Source organism: Streptomyces sp. ADMS, assembly GCF_033441795.1.
Classification (GTDB): domain Bacteria; phylum Actinomycetota; class Actinomycetes; order Streptomycetales; family Streptomycetaceae; genus Streptomyces.
The window spans coordinates 32191-52118 of sequence record NZ_JAVFVX010000039.1 but is presented as its reverse complement, the minus strand read 5'-3'; the positions used below and the strand labels follow the sequence as shown (position 1 = coordinate 52118).

13 protein-coding genes and 1 pseudogene are annotated in these 19928 nt (G+C 69.2%); 7 read left to right on the top strand and 7 right to left on the bottom strand.

Annotation, left to right across the window (positions count from 1 at the left end; all coding sequences use genetic code 11):
* Window positions 1-128 precede the first annotated feature (128 nt).
* From RB628_RS18760 to RB628_RS18735, 6 genes are all read right to left on the bottom strand, one after another.
* A complete protein-coding gene (locus tag RB628_RS18760; RefSeq protein ID WP_318321619.1) occupies window positions 129-491 on the bottom strand; it encodes a DUF779 domain-containing protein in 363 nt (120 codons plus the stop codon).
* A 121-nt stretch (window positions 492-612) separates the two neighbouring features.
* A complete protein-coding gene (locus tag RB628_RS18755; RefSeq protein ID WP_318321618.1) occupies window positions 613-2664 on the bottom strand; it encodes a glycoside hydrolase in 2052 nt (683 codons plus the stop codon).
* A 119-nt stretch (window positions 2665-2783) separates the two neighbouring features.
* The gene (locus RB628_RS18750) at window positions 2784-4829 is read right to left on the bottom strand and encodes a beta-galactosidase (RefSeq protein ID WP_318321617.1); all 2046 of its coding nucleotides are present in this window, start codon (window positions 4827-4829) and stop codon (window positions 2784-2786) included.
* An 83-nt stretch (window positions 4830-4912) separates the two neighbouring features.
* Window positions 4913-6250: a sugar ABC transporter substrate-binding protein gene (locus RB628_RS18745; RefSeq protein WP_318321616.1), complete on the bottom strand. Its 1338-nt coding sequence runs from the start codon at window positions 6248-6250 to the stop codon at window positions 4913-4915.
* An 83-nt stretch (window positions 6251-6333) separates the two neighbouring features.
* Window positions 6334-7284 (bottom strand): carbohydrate ABC transporter permease, encoded by a 951-nt coding sequence (locus RB628_RS18740; RefSeq protein WP_318321615.1) that lies wholly within the window; start codon window positions 7282-7284, stop codon window positions 6334-6336.
* A gap of 4 nt (window positions 7285-7288) precedes the next feature.
* Entirely contained in the window at window positions 7289-8215 is a 927-nt protein-coding gene (locus RB628_RS18735; RefSeq protein ID WP_318321614.1) for a sugar ABC transporter permease, read from the bottom strand.
* Between the two features lie 211 nt (window positions 8216-8426).
* Here RB628_RS18735 and RB628_RS18730 point away from each other — a divergent pair, with 211 nt between their 5' ends.
* From RB628_RS18730 to RB628_RS18710, 5 genes and pseudogenes are all read left to right on the top strand, one after another.
* Window positions 8427-9506, top strand: a complete 1080-nt coding sequence (locus tag RB628_RS18730) for a LacI family DNA-binding transcriptional regulator (protein WP_412180684.1) — start codon at window positions 8427-8429, stop codon at window positions 9504-9506.
* A gap of 191 nt (window positions 9507-9697) precedes the next feature.
* Complete coding sequence (locus RB628_RS18725) at window positions 9698-11038, top strand: endo-1,4-beta-xylanase (RefSeq protein ID WP_318321613.1); 1341 nt, start codon at window positions 9698-9700, stop codon at window positions 11036-11038.
* Between the two features lie 3 nt (window positions 11039-11041).
* Window positions 11042-11393, top strand: a pseudogene (locus RB628_RS18720) (ABC transporter permease subunit); the annotation flags it as partial.
* Between the two features lie 250 nt (window positions 11394-11643).
* The gene (locus RB628_RS18715; RefSeq protein WP_318321612.1) at window positions 11644-12402 is read left to right on the top strand and encodes an IclR family transcriptional regulator; all 759 of its coding nucleotides are present in this window, start codon (window positions 11644-11646) and stop codon (window positions 12400-12402) included.
* 108 nt (window positions 12403-12510) lie between these two features.
* Window positions 12511-13701 (top strand): PP2C family protein-serine/threonine phosphatase, encoded by a 1191-nt coding sequence (locus tag RB628_RS18710; protein WP_412180683.1) that lies wholly within the window; start codon window positions 12511-12513, stop codon window positions 13699-13701.
* 289 nt (window positions 13702-13990) lie between these two features.
* Here the strand turns inward: RB628_RS18710 and RB628_RS18705 are convergent, their stop codons facing one another.
* Window positions 13991-17185 carry a glycoside hydrolase gene (locus RB628_RS18705; RefSeq protein ID WP_318321611.1) on the bottom strand — a complete coding sequence of 1065 codons (3195 nt, stop codon included), beginning with the start codon at window positions 17183-17185 and terminating at the stop codon, window positions 13991-13993.
* 241 nt (window positions 17186-17426) lie between these two features.
* Between RB628_RS18705 and RB628_RS18700 the strand changes: the two genes are divergently transcribed.
* Window positions 17427-18041: a hypothetical protein gene (locus RB628_RS18700; protein ID WP_318321610.1), complete on the top strand. Its 615-nt coding sequence runs from the start codon at window positions 17427-17429 to the stop codon at window positions 18039-18041.
* 102 nt (window positions 18042-18143) lie between these two features.
* The gene (locus RB628_RS18695) at window positions 18144-19880 is read left to right on the top strand and encodes a hypothetical protein (RefSeq protein WP_318321609.1); all 1737 of its coding nucleotides are present in this window, start codon (window positions 18144-18146) and stop codon (window positions 19878-19880) included.
* Window positions 19881-19928 lie beyond the last annotated feature (48 nt).

The following is a 19928-nucleotide window of genomic DNA, read 5'->3' as shown; positions in this document are numbered from 1 at the left end:
ATCGAGCTGTTTCGACCTTGTACGCACTCCAGGTGAGTAGGTACTACCCCCTGAAGTCCCGTCAACTATGGCAGTGAGCAAGGGAAGTGCACCAGACGACGATGAGCCGCGCGGGGGGCTCGCGGAGGCTAGTTGTCGACCACCCGGGAGCGGATCAGGAAGCGCACTCCTTCGGGTGCCTCCAGTGAGAAACCGCTGCCCCTGCCCGGTACGACGTCCACGACGAGACGGGTGTGGGACCACCCCTCGTACTGGCTGCGGGACATCCAGAACGTCACCGGTTCGGCGACACCCTCGACCGTCAGTTCGGCGAGCAGTATGTCCGAGTCTCCGGTCCGGAACTCGCCCGCCGGGTAGCACATGGGCGCACTGCCGTCGCAGCAGCCGCCGGACTGGTGGAACATCAGCGGGCCGTGCATGGCGTGCAGCCGACGCAGCAGTTCGGCGGCGGCCGGGGTCAGTTCGACGCGCGGCGGGTTCTTCTCGGGCATCTCCACCACCCAAGCGAACGCCTCCCGAGGTTGCGAGAGGGTTGCGGTCCTGCCTCGGGACGTCCTGGACATGCGGAAGGCCGCCCCACAGTGAGGCGGCCTTCGCGGACGATCTGCCGCGTCAGTCCCGGTCGGTCACGTCCGTGACCCTCCAGCGCTGGTTCGAACCGGAGTTGGCCTGCCACGTCGTGACGGCGGCACCCTCGTTGGTCGCCTGGCCACCGACCTCCAGGAGGCGGCCGGTGGCCGCGTTGACCAGGGTCCACGTTCCGTCACCGGTGGTCGACATGATCCACTGGGTGGCCGGATCGCGCTCGCCCGTGTCGGGCTCCACCACGGGGACGTTGTCGCGGACGGCCAGCCGCTTGCCCTCGGCCGGGTTGGCGAACACGTACCGCTGGCGGGCGCCCTTGTCGCCGTGGCGGGCGTCGAGCTGCCACTCCTGCGCGACCGTGCCGTTGGCCGAGCCGATGACCAGGTTCGTGCCGTTCGCGGAGACGGTCACCGCCTTGCCGCTCTGCACGCCGGTGAGCGTGTAGGAGTGGCCCTTGCTGAACAGGCCCGCGTTCTTCGCGACACCCGAGACGCCCTTGACGGCGAAGGAGGTCACGGACTGGGCGGGAACGGTGTACGTGGCCCTGCCGTCGACGACCTTGACCGGGGCCTGCTTCTTGAGCTTGCCGTCGGCGCTGGTCACCGTCGGCGTGACGGTCGCGTTGCCCTTGACGGTGCGGAACCTGGACAGGTCGATGGTGACGTCACGCGCCGCGGTGGTGCTGTTGACGTGGACCAGCGAGGCGCCCTTGCCGCCCTTGGTCACGGCGGCGGCGCTGGAGGTGTCGTCCACCTTGATCAGCTTGTCGCCCGGCTTGATGAAGTGCGTGAAGTTGCGGGCGGTGTCGAACTTGGTGTTGGTGTAGATCGGGCAGGACTCCAGCGTGTCCGTGGACGTGCAGCTGAACGAGAGCTGGATGCTGCCCCAGTTGCCGCCCTTGGCGGACTCGCCGCCGGGCTTCATGTTGTCGTAGTCCTCGACCGGCTGCCAGAACACCCAGGCCTTGGGCTCCAGTTCACGCAGGTCGTCGACGATCCGCTGGGCGAGACCGAGACCCGGACGCATGTCCGTGAAGCTCTGTCCGTCGCCCCAGTCGCCCTCGACCTCGCTCATCCACAGCGGCTTGTCGGCCGCCTTGGCGAGGTCGCGCACGGTGGTGCGCTGCCCGGTGCCGTATGTGTGGACGTTCATCTGGTCGACGAGGTCCTTGGAGGCCTGCGAGTAGGAGTTCCAGTTGTTCGCGAAGATGGACGGGTTGGTCTCGTCCATCGCCGAGATCTCGGCCTTGACCTTGGCCTTCTTCAGCGCGGGGGCCAGTGCCGCGAGAACCTTCTGCTGGAGCTCGGGGCCGATGTGGGCGCCCTCCTGACGGCCGCCGACGGGCTGACCGTCGGCGCCCAGACGGGTGCTCCAGTAGCCGGTGTTGGGCTCGTTGAACGGGTCGACGGTGTCGACCTTGATGCCCTCGAACCTCTCCAGCCGCTTTGTCGCCCCCGCCATGTAGGCCGCGAAGTCGTCGACCGAATCGGCCTTCAGCTGGTCGGTGTTGGCGTTGAAGCCACCGGACACATAGCCGCTCTCCGTCATGAACCAGGGCGGCGAGTTGCTGAACGTCTCCCAGTGGGTGATGTCCTTCTTGATGCGGTCCACCCACCACCGCTGGGTCTCGTCCGCCTTCGGGTTCCAGTCGGCCGCGTCGTCGGCGCTCCACCAGTCGGTGTCCTCGCGGGTGGTGCCCGCGGGCGCCTTCCACCAGCCCTCGACGGCCCCGCCCGCCCGCAGGTAGTCCTTCACGTCGGGGGCGTTGCCGCCGCCGATGTTGTAGCGGGCGATGTTCAGCGCCAGCCCGTCGTCGCCGAACAGCAGCTTCGCGAGCTTCTCGCGGATCGCCGGGGGATAGTCGCCGGTCGCGTTCGCGAACCAGACCAGACTGGTGCCCCAGCCCTCGAACCTCTCCTGGCTGTACGAGGGATCGGGGGTGACCGTGACGGATGAGGCCGCTGCCTCGACCGCCGCCTGCGCGTCCGGCGAGGGCGCGGTGATCAGGGCGGCCGAAGTGGCCAGGGCGGTGATGCCGACGACTCCCAGAAGGTGTCGTGTGCGGGTACGGCGTGCCAACGTGTGCTCCCAACTCAGATGTGGTCGCTGCGGTGGACCGCCGTACCCGCACCGCACGCAGAACGTACGGAGACGGGGCACGACGGTGTGCCCCTTGGATCAGGGGAGTTCGGGGTTGTTCAGTGGGAGGGCCGCCGCAGTACGGCGACTTCCCTCGGCGCGAGGACGAGGACGCCGTCGGCTTCGGTACCGCCGGACAGCCGCTCCCCGTCGAGGCCTGGCAGCGGCACCTCCTCCTCGCTGCGGTTCACCAGGAACAGGAACCGGCTTCCGCCGCCCTGCCGTACGGTCAACTCGACCCGCCCACGGGCGGGTTCGGGCAGCTCGCTGTCGACTCCGGCCGGCGCGAGCAGACCCGGCAGCAGCGCCGCGAGACCGTCGGCGCCGAGGCGCGTGGAGACGTACGACGCCGAACCTCTGCCCGTCGTACGGCGGGTGACGGCCGGCCTGCCCGTGTACGCGCCCGAGCGGTAGTGGGCGAGGACCTCGACCTCGGCGTCGGTGACATCGACGCGGTCGGTCCACACCGTGCCCGTACCTCCGCCGTCCACCTCGACCGACTCACCGTCGAGCAGCGGGCCGAACTCCTCGACGCGGATGCCGAGCAGTTCACGCAGGGCGCCCGGGTAGCCGCCGAGCCAGATGTGGTCGTTCTCGTCGACGACACCGGAGAAGTACGTGGTGACCAGATGGCCGCCCGTCTCCGCGTACCGCGTCAGCTCCTTGGCGAGCGTCGCAGGGACCATGTGCAGGACGGGGGTGATCAGCACGTCGTAGCGGCTGAAGTCGGAGCGTGTGGTGACGACGTCGGCGCGGACGCCCAGGGAGAGGAGTGCCGAGTACCAGTTCAGGCCCTCCTGGCGGTAGTCGAGGAGGGCGGTGGGGTGCGAGTCCTGCTCGCTGGCCCACCAGGAGTCCCAGTCGAACACGATCCCGACGCGGGCCGGTTCGCGCTCGGAGCCCGCGATCGGCGCCAGGTCCTTCAGGGTCTGGCCGAGAGCGGCCACCGCGCGGAAGACCTCGCTGTCGGCACCGGCGTGCGGCACCATCGCGGAGTGGTACTTCTCGGCGCCGGCCGCCGACTGGCGCCACTGGAAGAAGCACACGGCGTCGGCGCCGTGCGCGACGTGCAGCAGCGAGTCGCGGGCCAGCTCACCGGGCCGCTTGGCCACGTTGACGTGCTGCCAGTTGACCGCGCTGGTGGAGTGCTCCATCAGGAACCACGGACGGCCGCCCGCGATACCGCTGGTCAGGTTGGCGGAGAAGGACAGCTCGTCGCGGTCCCGCGGTCCCGGGTGGACGTAGTGGTCGTTGGAGACGAAGTCGATCTCCCCCGCCCAGTCGGAGTAGTTCATGCCCTTCGTGCCGCCCATCACCATGAAGTTGGTGGTGATGGGGACCTCGGGCGTGACCTCGCGCAGGATGTCCCGCTCCGCGACCAGGTAGTCCTTCAGCGCGTCCGAGGAGAACCGCTTGAAGTCCAGCTGCTGGGTGGGGTTCGGGTGCGAGCCGGCCAGCCGGGGCGGCAGGATCTGCGCCCAGTCGCTGTAGCGCTGCGACCAGAACGCCGTGCCCCAGGCGTGGTTGAGGGCGTCGAGCGTGGTGTAGCGGGCACGCAGCCAGTCGCGGAAGGCACGCGCCGCGTCGTCGGAGAAGTCGTAGACGTTGTGGCAGCCCAGCTCGTTCGAGATGTGCCAGGCCACCAGGGCCGGATGGTTGGCGTACCGTTCCGCCATCTTCCGTACCAGGCCGAGCGCGTGACTGCGGAAGACGGGGGAGGTGGGGCGCCAGTGCTGGCGCGCGCCCGGCCAGACCGTCTCGCCGGTGGCCGTCACTGGGAGGATCTCCGGGTGCGCGGTGGTGAGCCACGGCGGCGGGGACGCGGTCGCGGTGGCCAGATCGACACCGATCCCGCCTTCGTGCAGCAGGTCCATGACCTCGTCGAGCCATCCGAAGTCCCAGGTGTCCGCGTCCGGCTGGATACGGGCCCAGGAGAAGATCCCCACCGAGACGATGTTGACGCCGGCCTCCTGCATCAGCCGTACGTCCTCCTCCCACACCTCCCGAGGCCACTGCTCGGGGTTGTAGTCGGCGCCATAGGCGAGACGGGGTGTGGAGTCACCGTCCGGCCCGTACGGCAGACGGGACGGGGAGGCGGAGGTCATGGTGGTCCTTCCAGGTACGGGGGTACGAGGAGCGGCCGGCGTCGACGCTTTCCGGCCGCTCCTCGGCTGCTGCTGCCCAGGTGTTAGTTCTCGACGGTGAAGCCCTGCTCCGTGCCGTACTTGATGGACGCGTCCTGCCAGGTCTTCAGGGCATCGGCCAGCTTCGTGCTGGAGATGTAGGCCTTGCCGACGGTGTCGTTGAAGATCGAGTTGGCGTACTGCTGGAAGGGCAGGTACGACCAGTCGCTGGCGACGGCGGCGGCGGACTCGGCGAAGATCTCGTTGGCCTTCTGGCCGTCGAAGTACTCGAACTCCTTGTTCAGGAACGCGGGGTCCTGGAGCTGCGCGGTGGTCGCCGGGAAAGCGCCCTCGTCGACACGGGTCTGCACACCGTCACCGGAGTTCGCGTACTCGACGAACGCGTAGGCGAGCTCCTTGTTCTCGCCCAGCTCGGGGAGGGCCAGCGAGCTGCCGCCGTTCTCCGCGCTGGCCTTCTCGCCCTTGGCCCAGGCCGGCATCGGGGCCGCGCGCCAGTCTCCGGCCGCCTGCGGGACACCGGTGACGAAGTTGGCGGGCATCCAGGCGCCGGTGGTCAGGGTGGCGATGGTGCCGTCGCCCAGGCCCTTGTACCAGTCGTCGGTCCAGCCGGTGATGGGCGAGACGAGCTTCTCGTCGATGAGCTTCTGCCAGGTGTCCGTGTACTTCTTGGCGCCCGCGTCGTCGAAGTTGACCGACACCTTGGTGCCGTCGACCTGGTAGGGGCGCGAGCCGGCCTGCCACAGCATGCTGGTGGTGAAGCCGGCGTCGCCGGCGTCGTTGGCGATGTACACCTTGGGATCGGCCTTTTGCAGCTTGCGGGCCGCGTCGACGTACTCGTCCCACGTGGTCGGGACCGCGATCTTGTACTTGTCGAAGATCTTCTTGTTGTAGAACATCGCCATCGGGCCAGAGTCCATCGGCAGGCCGTAGACCTTGTCACCGTCGCTCACGGCGTTCCACGGGCCGGGCGTGTACTTGGACTCGAGCTCGTCGGCGCCGTACGGAGCCAGGTCGGTGAGGCCCTTGGTGAGGGAGTACTGGCTCAGTGCGAAGTACTCGACCTGCGCGACGTCCGGGACACCCTTCTTCGCCGAGATGGCGTTCGACAGGGCGGTGTAGTGCTTGTCGCCGGACCGCTCGGCCACCAGGTTGATCTTGACCTTGGGGTACTTCTTCTGGAAGTTGGCGGCGACCGACTTCAGCGTGGGCTCCCAGGCCCAGACGGTGACCGTGCCGCCCTCCTCCAGGGCCGCCGTGATGTCCCCGGCGGAGACCGGCTTGCTGTCGGAACTGTCGTCGCTGGAGCCGCAGGCGGTGGCGCCCAGGGCGAGGACGGAGAGCAGGGTTATGCCGCGCATCAGACGGCTGGTTGTTCTACGCATCGGGGTGCTTCCACTTCTTCGTGGGTGGGACAGGTGAGGGTGAATGCGGTGAAGCCGAGGGGGGTGTGGGGCCGGGGGGAGGATCACTCCTTGACACTTCCGGCGGAGAGGCCGGACTGCCAGTACTTCTGCAGCAGCAGGAACGCGGCGATCAGCGGGATGATGGTGAGCAGCGAACCCGTGATCACCAGGTTGAAGATGACGTCGCCGCCGATCGTCTGGGCCTGCGAGTTCCAGGCGTCCAGACCCAGGGTCAGCGGGTACCAGTTGGGGTCCTTGAGCATGATCAGCGGCAGGAAGTAGTTGTTCCAGGTCGCGACCGTGGTGAACAGCAGAACGGTCACGGTTCCGGGGGCGAGGAGGGGCAGGGCGACCTGGAAGAAGGTGCGCACCTCGCCCGCTCCGTCGATGCGGGCCGCCTCCATCAGTTCGGTGGGGATGGCCTCGGTCGCGAAGACCCACATCAGGTACAGGCCGAAGGGGGACACGAGCGAGGGGATGATCACCGCCCACGGGGTGTCGGTCAGGCCCATCTTGCTGAACAGCAGGAAGGTGGGCACCGCCAGGGCCGTGCCCGGGACGGCGACGGCACCGATGACCACGGCGAACACGGCGCGCTTACCGGGGAAGGTGAACTTCGCCAGCGCGTAGCCGCCGAGGATCGCCAGCAGGGTGGCGCCGCCGGCGCCGAGCACGACGTACAGCAGGGTGTTCAGCAGCCAGCGGACGAAGATGCCGTCGTTGTACGTGAACGTGTCGTGGATGTTCTGCCAGAGGGCGAAGTCGTCGCTGAACCACAGTCCGGACGAGTCGGCCAGCCCGTCCTGGGTCTTGGTGGCGCTGATGACCAGCCAGATCAGGGGCACGACGGTGTAGACCAGGATCAGGCCGGTGAGCACGGTCAGCAGGATGCTGCGCTTGGGGCGGCCGGGCTCGCGCCGACGGGACCTGCGCAGCTTGGGCGCGCTCTTTCCCGCGTCGGCGCTCTGGACGGATGCGGCCGGGGAGGCGGTGGTGACGGGGCTGCTGCTCATGGGGTCACGCTCCCTTGCGCATGCCGCGGAGCTGCACGACATAGGCGATGACCATGGTGATCAGCCCCATGATGATGGCGACCGCCGCGGAGTAGTTGTGCTGCTGGCCGTTGAAGGACAGCGAGTACGTGTAGAAGTTCGGGGTGAAGTCGGTCGTGATGGCGTTGCGCGCCAGTGGCCGCAGGATGGCCGGCTCGTTGAAGAGCTGGAAGCTGCCGATGACCGAGAAGATCGTCGCGATCACCAGGGCACCGCGGATCGCGGGAAGCTTGATGGCGGTGATGACGCGGAACTGCCCGGCGCCGTCGATCTCCGCGGCCTCGTAGAGCGAGAGCGGGATGACCCGCAGCGCGGAGTAGAAGATCAGCATGTTGTAGCCGATGAACTCCCAGGTGACGATGTTGCCGATCGACGCCAGGACCAGGTCGCTGGAGAGCGGGTCGGGCAGGGTGACGTCGAACGCGCTGTTGATGTCACCCACCAGCCCGTACTTGGTGCCGTACATGAAGCCCCACATCAGGGTGGCCACCACGGCGGGCACCGCGTACGGCAGGAAGATCGCGATGCGGAAGAAGTCCTTGCCGTAGAGGCGTCCGCTGTCCAGGGCCAGGGCGATCAGCAGGGCGATGCCGAGCATGATCGGCACCTGGACGGCCAGGAAGAGCGAGACCCGCATGAGGGAGTCCCAGAACTGGTCGTCCTCCAGGGCCTGCTTGTAGTTGTCCAGGCCGACGAAGCTGGTGCCGCCGATCAGCTGGTCCCTGAAGAGGCTGAGGTAGATCGAGTACCCGATGGGTGCCAGGAAGACGAGGGCGAACACCGCCACGAACGGGCCTATGAACCCCCATCCCGTCCATGAGCGGCGGTCCCTCTTCGCCGCGGGCCGGGCCGGGGCGCGCTTCGCGGCCACCGGCGGTTCTAGGGTCGTCATTGTCGTGCCTCGCTCGTCCGTCTCGGAACCGGCGCTGGTCCGCCGCCGCCCCGATGTTTACGTAAACATCCATCTCCGCAGGAGCCCCACGAGAGGTCCACCGGCTGTTATGTTTACGTAAACATCTGATGGCGGCATGTCTACACCGCTCCCACGACGCTGGTCAAGGGTCGTAGGGGGCAACTGTGGACCGGGGAGCGAGGATTGACGGGTGGACACAGCTGACGGCACCTCGGCCGAGCCGGCGCGGGCGCGCGCACGCACCAGGAAGCGGGCCCCCCGCCGTACACAGAGTGCCTCCATGGCGGACGTCGCCAGGGTGGCCGGAGTGTCCTCGCAGACCGTCTCCCGGGTGTCGAACGGCTTCCCCGGCGTCAACGAGGAGACGCGTCGGCAGGTCCTCGCGGCCATGAAGGAGTTGGGCTACCGGCCCAACAGTGCCGCCCGGGCCCTCAAGCGCGGCGAGTTCCGCACGATCGGCGTCATCACCTTCGGTCTGTCCACCACGGGTAACGTCCGCACGCTGGAGGCGATCGCCACCTCGGCCGCGCACGAGGGGTACTCGGTCACCCTGCTGCCCGTCGCCGTGCCGACGCAGGACGAGGTGCGCGGTGCCTTCTCGCGGCTCGGCGAACTCGCCGTCGACGCCGTCATCGTCATCCTCGAAGTGCACCTCCTCGACGCGTCGACCCTCTCCATGCCGCCGCACGTCCAGGTCGTCGTGGCCGACTCCGACGCGGGCGACCGTTACACCGTGGTCGACACCGACCAGGCGGGCGGCACCCGGACCGCCGTACGGCATCTCCTGGACCTGGGGCACCGCACGGTCTGGCATCTGGCGGGCCCCGAGGGCTCGTACGCGGCGCAGCGCCGTACCGACGCCTGGCGCGCCGAACTCCTCGCGGCCGGACGGGCCGCGCCGCCGCTGGTGCGCGGCGACTGGTCGGCGGAGTCCGGCTATCACGCTGGTCTGCGGATCGCCGAACTGCCGGACTGTACAGCGGTGTTCGTGGCCAACGACCAGATGGCACTGGGGCTGCTGAGGGCCCTGCACGAGAGCGGTCGCAGGGTGCCGGAGGACGTCAGCGTGATCGGCTTCGACGACATCCCGGAGGCGGGCTCGTTCCTGCCGCCGCTGACCACCGTCCACCAGGACTTCGCCGAGGTGGGGCGGCTGTGCGTGGAGGGCGTACTGCGCCAGATGCGGCAGGACGCGACGGAGCACGGGACGACTCTGGTGCCGACGCGGCTCGTCATGCGGAAGAGCACGGCTCCACCGCGTTCGCGATGAAGGGGAGTGGGCACCAACTCTTCGAAACATTCGACGGGTCCGTATTCTCGAGCCATCCCTGATTCCCTGTCGCCCGGCCGGTTGACGGCCCCCTGCCGCGCCCTTACGTTCTGGCAGGACATTCGGAAACCATTCCGAAACTTTCGTAACCGGAATGGTTGTCGGAAGAAGGGAATGCCATGGATACCCGCATGTCCATCGCCTCTCGTGCTCGTGGGGCACTCACCCTCGGTCTCGCGGCCGTGCTCGCCACCGCCGGCGTCACCGCCCTCTCGGGCACCGCCCGGGCCGCCTCTACCCTCGGCGCCGCCGCGGCCGAGAAGGGCCGCTACTTCGGTGCCGCCGTCGCCGCCAACCACCTCGGCGAATCCGCCTACGCGACCACGCTCAACACCGAGTTCAACTCGGTCACCCCCGAGAACGAGATGAAGTGGGACGCCACCGAGAGCACCCGGGGCTCCTTCACCTACGGCGCCGCCGACCAGATCGTCAGCCACGCGCAGAGCCGGGGCATGAAGGTCCGCGGCCACACCCTGGTCTGGCACTCCCAACTGCCCGGCTGGGTGGGGGGACTAGCCGCCGCCGACCTGAGAACGGCGATGAACAACCACATCACCCAGGTGATGACGCACTACAAGGGCAAGATCCACTCCTGGGACGTCGTCAACGAGGCGTTCCAGGACGGCGGCAGCGGTGCCCGGCGCAGCTCGCCCTTCCAGGACAGGCTCGGCAACGGCTTCATCGAGGAGGCGTTCCGCACGGCCCGCTCCGTCGATCCGGCGGCCAAGCTCTGTTACAACGACTACAACACCGACGGCGTCAACGCGAAGAGCAATGCCGTCTACAACCTGGTCAAGGACTTCAAGGCACGCGGCGTACCGATCGACTGCGTCGGCTTCCAGTCCCACTTCAACAGCGCCTCCCCGGTGCCCGGCGACTACCAGGCCAACCTCCAGCGCTTCGCCGACCTCGGAGTCGACGTACAGATCACCGAGCTGGACATCGAGGGCTCGGGCTCGGCCCAGGCGACCGGCTACGGCAACGTGGTCAGGGCGTGCCTCGCGGTCTCGCGCTGCACCGGAATCACCGTCTGGGGTGTCACCGACAAGTACTCGTGGCGGGCGGGCGGCACCCCGCTGCTGTTCGACGGCAACTACGCCAGGAAGGCCGCGTACACCTCCGTGCTCACCGCACTGGGCGGCACGAGTCCGGGCGGCGGAGGCAGCGCCGCCTGCACGGTCACGTACGCCAAGGCGGAGGAGTGGAGTGACCGCTTCAACGGCAGGGTGACGGTGACGGCGGGCAGTTCGGCGATCAGTACGTGGACGACCACCGTCACCGTGACGTCCCCGCAGAAGATCTCCACGACGTGGAACGGCACGCCCACCTGGGACAGCAGCGGAAACGTCATGACCATGAAGCCGAACGGCAACGGAAGCCTCGCGGCGGGCGCGTCGACGAGTTTCGGGTTCACGGTGATGACGAACGGGACGACCACGGCGCCGAGGTTGGGGGGCTGCACGGCGTCCTGACCGCCACTCGCGGCCCACACCTTCGGCATCCTCTGGACGCGCCGGTACGCCCAGAACTCACTGTCCGACGAGCTGCTGGACGCGGGGCGGATCGACGGTGCCGGCTTCTTCCGCCTGTGCGGGCAGGTCGCCCTGCCCGCACAGGCCGGCCCTCGCCTTTCTCGGCATCTTGACGTTCCTCGGCATCTGGAACGACTACGTCTGGCCGCGGGTCGTCATGACCGACCCCGACAAGGTCACCCTCCAGGTCGCCCGGGCGAACCTCTACGTTCTCTGCAACACCGACTACTCGCTGGTGATGGCCGGAGTACGGAACTCCCTGAGGGATCTCGCGGCGGAGACGACCAAGATGTGACGTAGCGGGGGCCGGGCGGGGGTGGAGCGCCGCTGCCCCCTCCCGGCGCCACGGCGGACCACCGTCGGGCCGGCGGGGAACGCGTGCCCGCGGGATCACGTGGCGTACCGGCCCTGTCTCAGTGCGCACCCGCGTCCGGGCCTCGTCCCGGCTGCTCGGCGCGTCCAGGTTCTCCGGTGATCGGCCCCCCCGGTGCCCGTGAGCCCGCGCACGCCTTGCCCGCGCTGGTCCCCTGGCGCACGCTGGTCCTATGGCTGTGCACGACGGCCCCACGCTCATCACCTCCGTCCAGCGGGCCTTCCGCCTGCTGGAGGCGGTGAGTGCGCACGAGAACGGGGCGCCGGCCAAGCTGCTGGCACGCGAGACGGGGCTGCCCCTGGCCACCGCCTACCACCTGCTGCGGACGATGGTTCACGACGGCTACCTGCGGAAACTGGACGACGGCGGGTTCGTTCTGGGGGACAAGCTGGGATCGTTGCAGGTCACAGGAGGCGGGCAGGCGCTGCTCAGCCGTGTCCGCCCCACCCTCGCCGCGATGCGGGACGAGCTGGCGTCCGCCGCCTACCTGACCTTCTACGAGGAGGGCGAGATCCGGGTCGCCGAGATCGTCGACGGCCCCCGGGCGCCCCGTGTCGACCTCTGGGTGGGCTTCGAGGACGCGGGGCACGCCACCGCCCTGGGCAAATCCGTACTGCGGGAGCTGGACGAGAACGCCCGTAACGACTACCTCTCCCGCCACCACCTCAACGACCTCACCCGGAGGACGATCACCAGCCGGCGGGAACTGCTCCGGCGTATCGATTCCTCACCGGTGGCCCCGGCCGTCACGGACCTGGAGGAGTACGCCCTCGGCACCGTCTGTGTCGCCGTTCCCGTCTACCGGGGGGACACACTCGGCTCGCTCGGCGTCTCCATGCCGGCGGACCGGCTCTCCCGGCTGCCGGAGATACGGGCGCGTCTGATATCGATCGCCGACCGCGTGACCAGGAGTCTCTCGCTCACTATCTGAAAATCCGCTTCTTGTTGCCGTCCCGGTTTATCCCGTTTCCTGGATGTCTGGATGAAACAGGCATTTCGGGGGCTCGCCCCGTACAAAGGTGAGGACTGCGGACGGAATATGAGTCAGGCCCGACACCAAGACGGCGACCGCTGGCCGATGCGGGCGTTCAGGAACCGTGTGGCCGTGCTGCCCGTCCTGCCCGCGCTGGTGGTCACCGCCGTCGTCCTCGGCGACCTCGTCGGCGGGGGCGGGGCGAGCTGGCTGCCGCTGCTCGCCGCCGGGCCCGCGCTGGCCGCCACCACCAACGGGCCGCGCGGTGTCCTGTGCGTCGGCCTCCTCGCCGGAGCGCTCGCCGCGGCGCTCGGCATCCGGGACGGCGTACCGGACCGCGAGCTGGCCGTCGTACTGTCCGCCCTGGCCGCCGTCACCCTGGCGAGCGGCCTGGCCAGCGCGCTGCGCGGGCGCAGGGAACGGGTCCTCGACGCCGTCCGCTCGGTCGCCGAGACCGCCCAGCACGCGCTGCTCAGCCCCGTCCCGGCGACGGTCGGCCCCTTCCAGGTGGCCGTCCGCTACAGCGCGGCGGCGGCCGAGGCCCGGATCGGTGGTGATCTGTACGCGCTGATACCCACGCCGTACGGGGTGAGACTGATCGTCGGCGATGTGCGCGGCAAGGGGCTGCCCGCCGTGGGCACCGCCGCGCTGGTCCTCGGCGTCTTCCGGGAGGCCGCCTACGACGAACCCGATCTCCTCGCCGTCGTCGACCGGATCGAGCGGAGCCTCGCCCGCAACCTCGGCGCGGACGACTTCGTCACCGCCGTCGTCGCCGGGTACCCGAGGACAGGGCACCTGGAAGTGGTGAACTGCGGACACGCGCCCCCGCTGCTCGTCCGCGCCTCGGGTGCCCCCGTGGCCGTCGAGCCCACACACCCGGCCCCGCCTCTCGGCCTGCGCGCCCTCACCGGGCACACCGCCGATCTCCAGGTGCTGCCCTTCACCGACGGCGACCAGCTCCTGCTGTACACCGACGGAGTCACCGAGGCCCGGGACCGGTCCAGGGCCTTCTACCCGCTCCACGAAGGACTTGCCCGCCACGCCTGCGACGAGCCGGCCCGCACCCTCGACGCGCTCCACGACGAACTGCTGGCGCATGTGGGCGGCCGGCTCCACGACGACGCCGCGCTGCTCCTGATCCGCAAACCGACGGTCCGGGAAGTGGTGGTTCCCGAACCGTCGGTCTGCGGAGCGCCGAAATCCAGAACGCCGGTTTCCGAAGCGGCTGTTACTCGCCAGACGGCGCGGTCAGTGTGACGCCCAGAGCCACCGGCGTACCGAAGGCCGGTGTACCGGTCCTGGCTGCGAACCGTCCCCGCGCGGACGGACTGACCTTTCCCGACGTGCTCTGGGCACGTGCTCCCTTGTCCTCTCCGGGGCCCCGTGGACGCGGTCCGGGTTCTCGCCGACGGCCGGCTGACCCAGGGGCTGTTCAGCCGGGCCGCGGGACGCGGTCGTCTCCGCAGCCGTCCGGGCGAACCTCGGGCGCTGAAAGCCGGGAGGGAGGGGAACCGAGCGGTTCCCCTCCCTCCCGGAACGCGCGCCCTCAGCGTCGTACGAGTGCGACCCGGTACGTCGTCGTCCGTGTCCCGTCCTCACCGGTCACCGTGACGACGGCCTGCCTTCTGCCGCGCTCGCGGACCTTCTCGACCGTGACGTCCGCATAGGGGTCGCGGGCCGTCGCCGTGACCTCGGCCCGCGCCGGATCGCCGGTCCTGACCCGGTAGTCGGTCGTATCCGGGTCGAAGGAGGCGACCGGAACGCCGTCCACCTCGATCGACGCCGCGGCCGAGTCCCAGGAGACGCCAGGAGACTTGGCGTACACCTCGACCTCGCTCATGGTGACGTAACCGCCCTGACGCGCCGTCATGACCACACGCACCCCGGTGGCCGGCCCCGCTGCCAGCGGTACGTCGATCACCGGCGTGCCCTCGGTCCCGACCGGGACGGGGCCGCTCGCGTCGGTCCACGTGGTGCCGTCGGCTGCCCGCACCTGCACCTTCAGGCTCTCCGGGAAGGATGCGCTGGACCCGTCCCGGTGGAAGTGCGCGACGACCCTGCTCAGGTCGCGGGCCTTCGGCAGCGTGAACGTGATGGTGTCGGAGGGGTTCTTGGTGTTCCCCGGCTTCCAGTTGGACCATGCCTTCTCGGTCAGGTCGCCGTTGCGCAGACGCTCCGTCGAGTACCCGCTCTCGGTGAAGGTGGCGGCGACGGATACGTCCGAGTCGGGCGCGATGTTCGTTGCCACCGGTTCCGTGACCTGGACGCGTACGGTCGCGCCGGCCGTACCCCCGCCGACGATCCGGGCGACGCCGCGCAGGGTGACGGTCCCGGTCGTGCCGAACGCCCCGTCGGGCGCCGGGTCCCAGGTGACCGGAAGGTCGGTCCGCCCGCCGTGCGCACCGACGCCGACGACCGTCGCGGGCAGCTCCGGTAGCCCGCCCACGTACGTCTTGGCGCGGCCGGGAAGGGTCGAGGCGATCGTGTCGACGGTGACGACCGCCTTCGCGGGGATCGTTCGCCCGAGCGCGTCGGTCGCCTCACCCCGGACCCGCACGGTCCCGGGATGACGCCAGGCCCGGTCCGACGGCAGGTCCCACACGACGGGGAGGGCGCCCCGGGCGCCGTCCCGGAACACCGGCTTCACCGTCGTCGGCAGCTCGGGCCGCAGCCCGGGGACGGTGAACGCCTTGGCGGACTCGGCGCGCAGTACCGTCTCGTCGGCCACTGCCCAGCGCTGGTTCGCCGCCGAGGTCGGTGTGTACGTCGCGACCTTGGCACCGTCCGCCGAGGACTGCCCGGTGACGTCGAGCAGGCGGCCGGTGGCGGCGTTGACGAACGTCCAGGTGCCGTCGCCGGTGGTCGACAGGATCCACTGGGCGGCGCCGTCGGGCTCACCTGCCGCCGGGTCCTCCAGGACGGCCAAACTGTCACGCACCGCGAGGCGTTTTCCGGTGGTGGCGCTGGTGAGGGCGTAGCGTTCGCGGTTCTCGGTGCCGGGCGTCAACTGGTTTACCGACCAGAGCTGTTGGGGGCTCATGGCGTCGGTCGTGCGGATGACGACGCCGGTGCCGTCGTCCGAGGGGGCCAGCGACTTGCCGCTCTGGACACCCTGGAACCGGTAGACGTGCCCGGGCTGGACGAGGGCTGCGTCCTTCGCCACACCGCTGACACCCTCGACCAGGAAGGTCGTGACCGACTTCGCCGGGACGGTGAGTGTCGCCGACCTGTCGGTCACCCGGACCGGGGTGCCCCGTACGAGGGCGCCGTCGGCGCTCGTCACCACGGGCGTGACGGAGGCATGTCGCCCGACCCTGCCGAATTGCGAGAGGTCGAGGGTCACGGAACGCGCTGCCGTACCGCTGTTCACGTGTACCGCCGTCGCCGCACGGCCGGACGCCTTCACGGCGGCGACGGTCGACGGGTCGTCGGTCTTCACGAAGTGATCGCCGGGCCGGATGTAGTGGGTGAAGTTCCGGATGGTGTGGAACTTGGAGTTGGCCTTGATCGGGCAGGTCTCCAGGGTGTCCTCGGCCGTGCAGTTGAACGGGACGTGGATGCTGCCCCAGTTCTTGCCGGCCGCGGCCTGCGGGATGGAGTCCTCGATCGGCTGCCAGAACACCCAGGCGGAGGGCTCCAGTTCACGCATGTCGTCGACCATCCGGGTGGCGATGCCGAGCCCCGGTTCCATGCTCGTGAAGTCGGACCCGGTACCCCAGGTGCCCTCGACCTCGCTCATCCACAGCTTCTTGTCGGCGCCCTTGGCGATGTCCCGGGCGCTGGTCCGCATTCCGGTGCCGTAGGTGTGCACGTTGAGCTGGTCGACGGCGGCCCGGGCCTCGGCGCTGTAGGCGTTCCAGTTCTGGGTGAAGATGCTCGGGTTGGTCTCGTCCATCGCGGAGATCGCGGCGTCGGTCTCCGCGCCGTCGAGGGCCTTGTCGAGGGCGAGAATGACCTTCTGCTGGAGCCCGGGCCCGGCGTGCGCGCCTTCCTGACGGCCGCCCGTGGGCTGCCCGTCGGCACCCAACTGGGTACCCCAGTAGTTGGTGTTGGGCTCGTTCAGCGGATCGATGGTGGCGAACTCGATGCCGTGCGCCTTCTCCATCTCCTCGGTCACCCGCACCAGATAGGCGGCGAACTCGTCGACCCGGTCCGCGCGTATCTGGTCCGTGTTCGAGTCGAAGCCCCCGGAGACGTAACCGCTGACGGTCTGGAACCAGGGCGGCGAGTTGCTGAACGCCTCCCAGGTGGTGACCTTGTCCTTGACCTGGTCCACCCACCAGCGCTGGCCCGCGTCGGCGTCCCAGTTCCAGTGGTCCGGGTTGTTCGGGTCCCACCACTCCATGTCCTGCCGGGTGGTGCCCTCGGGGGCCTTCCAGAAGCCCTCCATGGTCGCGCCGGCCTTCATGTAGTCGGTGCGGACGTCCGGGGCGTTGCCGCCGCCGATGTTGTAGCGCGCGATGTTGAGAGCGAGCCCGTCCTCGCCGAACAGCATGTCGACCAGCTGTCTTCGGACGGGCTCCGGATAGCCGCCCGTCGCGTTGGCGAACCACACGAGGCTCGTCCCCCAGCCCTCGAACTCCTGCTGCTGGTAGGACGGATCGATGCGCACGGTGACGGGGCTCAGCGCCGTCGATTCGGCGCTCGCCGCGGGCTGCGGGACCAGGAGACCCGCGCCGAGTACCAGGGGGACCGTCGGGGCCAGGGCCCGGGCGATGCGATGACGATGCCGAGGGGACACGGCACTCCCTTCCATAACAAGGAGGCGAACAGAACCGAACAGAAGGAATCGCGCTGACGGCATGCTTGATGACAAAAAAGAACACGTCAAGATGCTGTGCAAGTTCCACTGCGATGCGGGGACTTGGTGCAGTTCGTTGACGTCCCCGAAACATGTGGCTAGCCTCCGGGCAACCTGGGAAAGCGCTTTCAGGACGCCGTCGTCCCCCTACGCGACGGCTCATCCCCCCACAGGAGCCCCCATGAGTTCACAGCGAGTCTCTTGGCGCAACAAAGCAGTCGTGGCAGCCCTGGCCGCCGCGATGCTGACAGGCCCCGGCATCGCGCAAGCAGCTCCGCAGACCGCCCCGGTGGCCGGGGAACGGGCCGCGGCGGCCACCATCACCTGGACGCTCGTACGGGCGAGCAACCCCACGACGGACCAGCAGAGCGCATACAACCTCATCACCTCGGCCATGAATGCCGCAGTGTCCCGCTACAACAACCTGAGCGACCTCGGGAAGAGCATCACCGTCCGCTACGAGCCCGGAGTGCCCACCGCGGACGGCAGCCTCAACGGGACCATCCGCTTCGGCAGCAACCGCAGTTACATGACCGAGCGGACCGCTCTGCACGAGATCGCCCACACCATAGGCGTGGGCACCAGTTCGGGCTGGTCGTCACTGGGCGGCAGCGGCACCTGGACCGGATCGCAGGCCACGGCTCTGGTGCGGCAGTTCGACGGATCGAGCGCCAAAGTGTCCACCGGTGGCGGACACTTCTGGCCCTACGGCCTGAACTACGAGAACGAGTTCTCCGGCACGGCGGCCGATCGCCATGTCCGGATCGTCGCCGCCATGAAGAACGACGGACTGTAGGCGGCAGGAGCGGTTGGTGCCTGATGACAAAGGTGCCACGGGGAGCTGCGTTCTTGTGAGCACCGCCTGATCGCGTGGTCCGGGCGGTCCTACGGTCCGGCTATGCATACGAGTCGCAGCAGAGAGACGTCCGTCAAGAGGGTGGGCAGCACCGCGCTCGCGGTGCTGCTGACCACCGCGACGCTCACCGCGATGGCCCCGGAGGCGCATGGGGAGAACGTGCGCACCGAGGCCCCCGTGGTGTCGTCGAGCCCGGTCACGGTCGCCGGCGTGACCGAGACGGTGGTCCGGGTGAAGGCACCGCTGCCGGCGTCCTTCGGGGCACGGCCGGCGGCGTGCGACTGGCTGTCGTACCTGCGCTACCGCTCCTCCGGCGGGCCCACGGAATCGGCCGACGCCGACCGGATACTCGTCGCCCAGCCGGGCATTCTGGAGGGCGCCGGGGCGTTCGACAGCGTCGCCCGCAACACCGTGGCGAGCGCTGCCGAACAGGGCCTGCACATCGAGTTCTGGGCCCTGGACCGGCGCTCCAACTGCCTGGAGGACCACACCGGTATCGACTCCGGCGACCAGCACACCGCCGTCGACTACTACTACCGGGGCAAACAGGTCGAGGGGCGTACGTTCGCCGGGTTCCTCGGCAACGACAAGCTGGGCTGGATGGCCAGGCTCGGCATCCAGCAGACCGTCCGTGACCAGTACGACCTGCTCACCGCCGAGTTGCCCGACCAGGGGCTGCGCGAGCGGAAGGTGCTGTGCGGCGGGCACTCCCTGGGGGGCGTGATCACCGGGTACTTCGCGGTCGCCGACTTCGACGGCAACCCCGCCACCACCGCCGACGCCGGACACCGGCAGTGCGCCGGCTACTTCGCCCTCGACACCACCGTCTCCACCTCGCTCGCCGACCTGAGCGGCAGTATCCCGGACGACACCAACCTGCCCGACATCGGCCTCGGTTACGGCGTCGTCCAGGCCGGGCTCGACAGCGGACTGCTGTCGCGCTCACTGTCCGCGCCGGTCCTCCTCAACGCCGAGACGATGACCCTGCTGGCCATCGCGGGAGTCGGCGCGATACAGGACCCGGGCGGCGAGGCCGACCTGCCGTCCTATCTGCCCGCCAACGTCAACATCGAGGCGACGAACCGCTTCCTGTTCGCCAAGGACGCCGCGGCCTTCCTCACGGGCTCACCGGCCGTGAAGGACTTTCGGCTCACCAACGAGGCGGTGCTCGGCGCGCTGCTCGACGACAACTCCGTACCGCTGGCGTTCCTGCAGAGCAGCGTGGGGTTCTTCGACGGCGGGCCGATCGTGGACAAGAGCTTCCCCGTCGCCAACGGCGGTGCCGAGCAGCCGGGGCTGTTCGGCACCGCGTACAAGGCCATCCCGGACCGGCCGCACGGGCCGCTCTACACCTGGCGCAACTACGACCGGGTGGGCGATCCCGACGACCCCCAGTACCGGTCGGCCGACGGGACGGCCTTCACCGGCGCGGGCAAGGAGGTCACCGACATCCAGGAACTGGCCCGCAGCCTCGCCGAGCAGCCGCTCGACTTCACCGAGCAGTACTTCCCGACCAAGCTCGTCTCCGACCTCCAGCTGGCCACCTCTCCGCAGGTGAAGCGGCTCGTCGTGCACCCGGAGGGGCTCACCGCCAACCCGACGCTCACCGTGCTCGCGGGCGACGGACTGATGGCGGGCCGCGTCCCCGCCGAGCTCGATCCGGTGGTCGCCGACGGCTACCAGCACCTCGACGTGCTGACCGCGGCGCCCACGCAGAACAACGGGCGTCCGGAGCCCGTCTCCACGAGCCTCACGGAGTTCGCCCGAGACCCCCGGTAGTTCCCCCGGAGTTCCCCCCATGGAAGAAGGGCCCGGGAGGATTTTCCT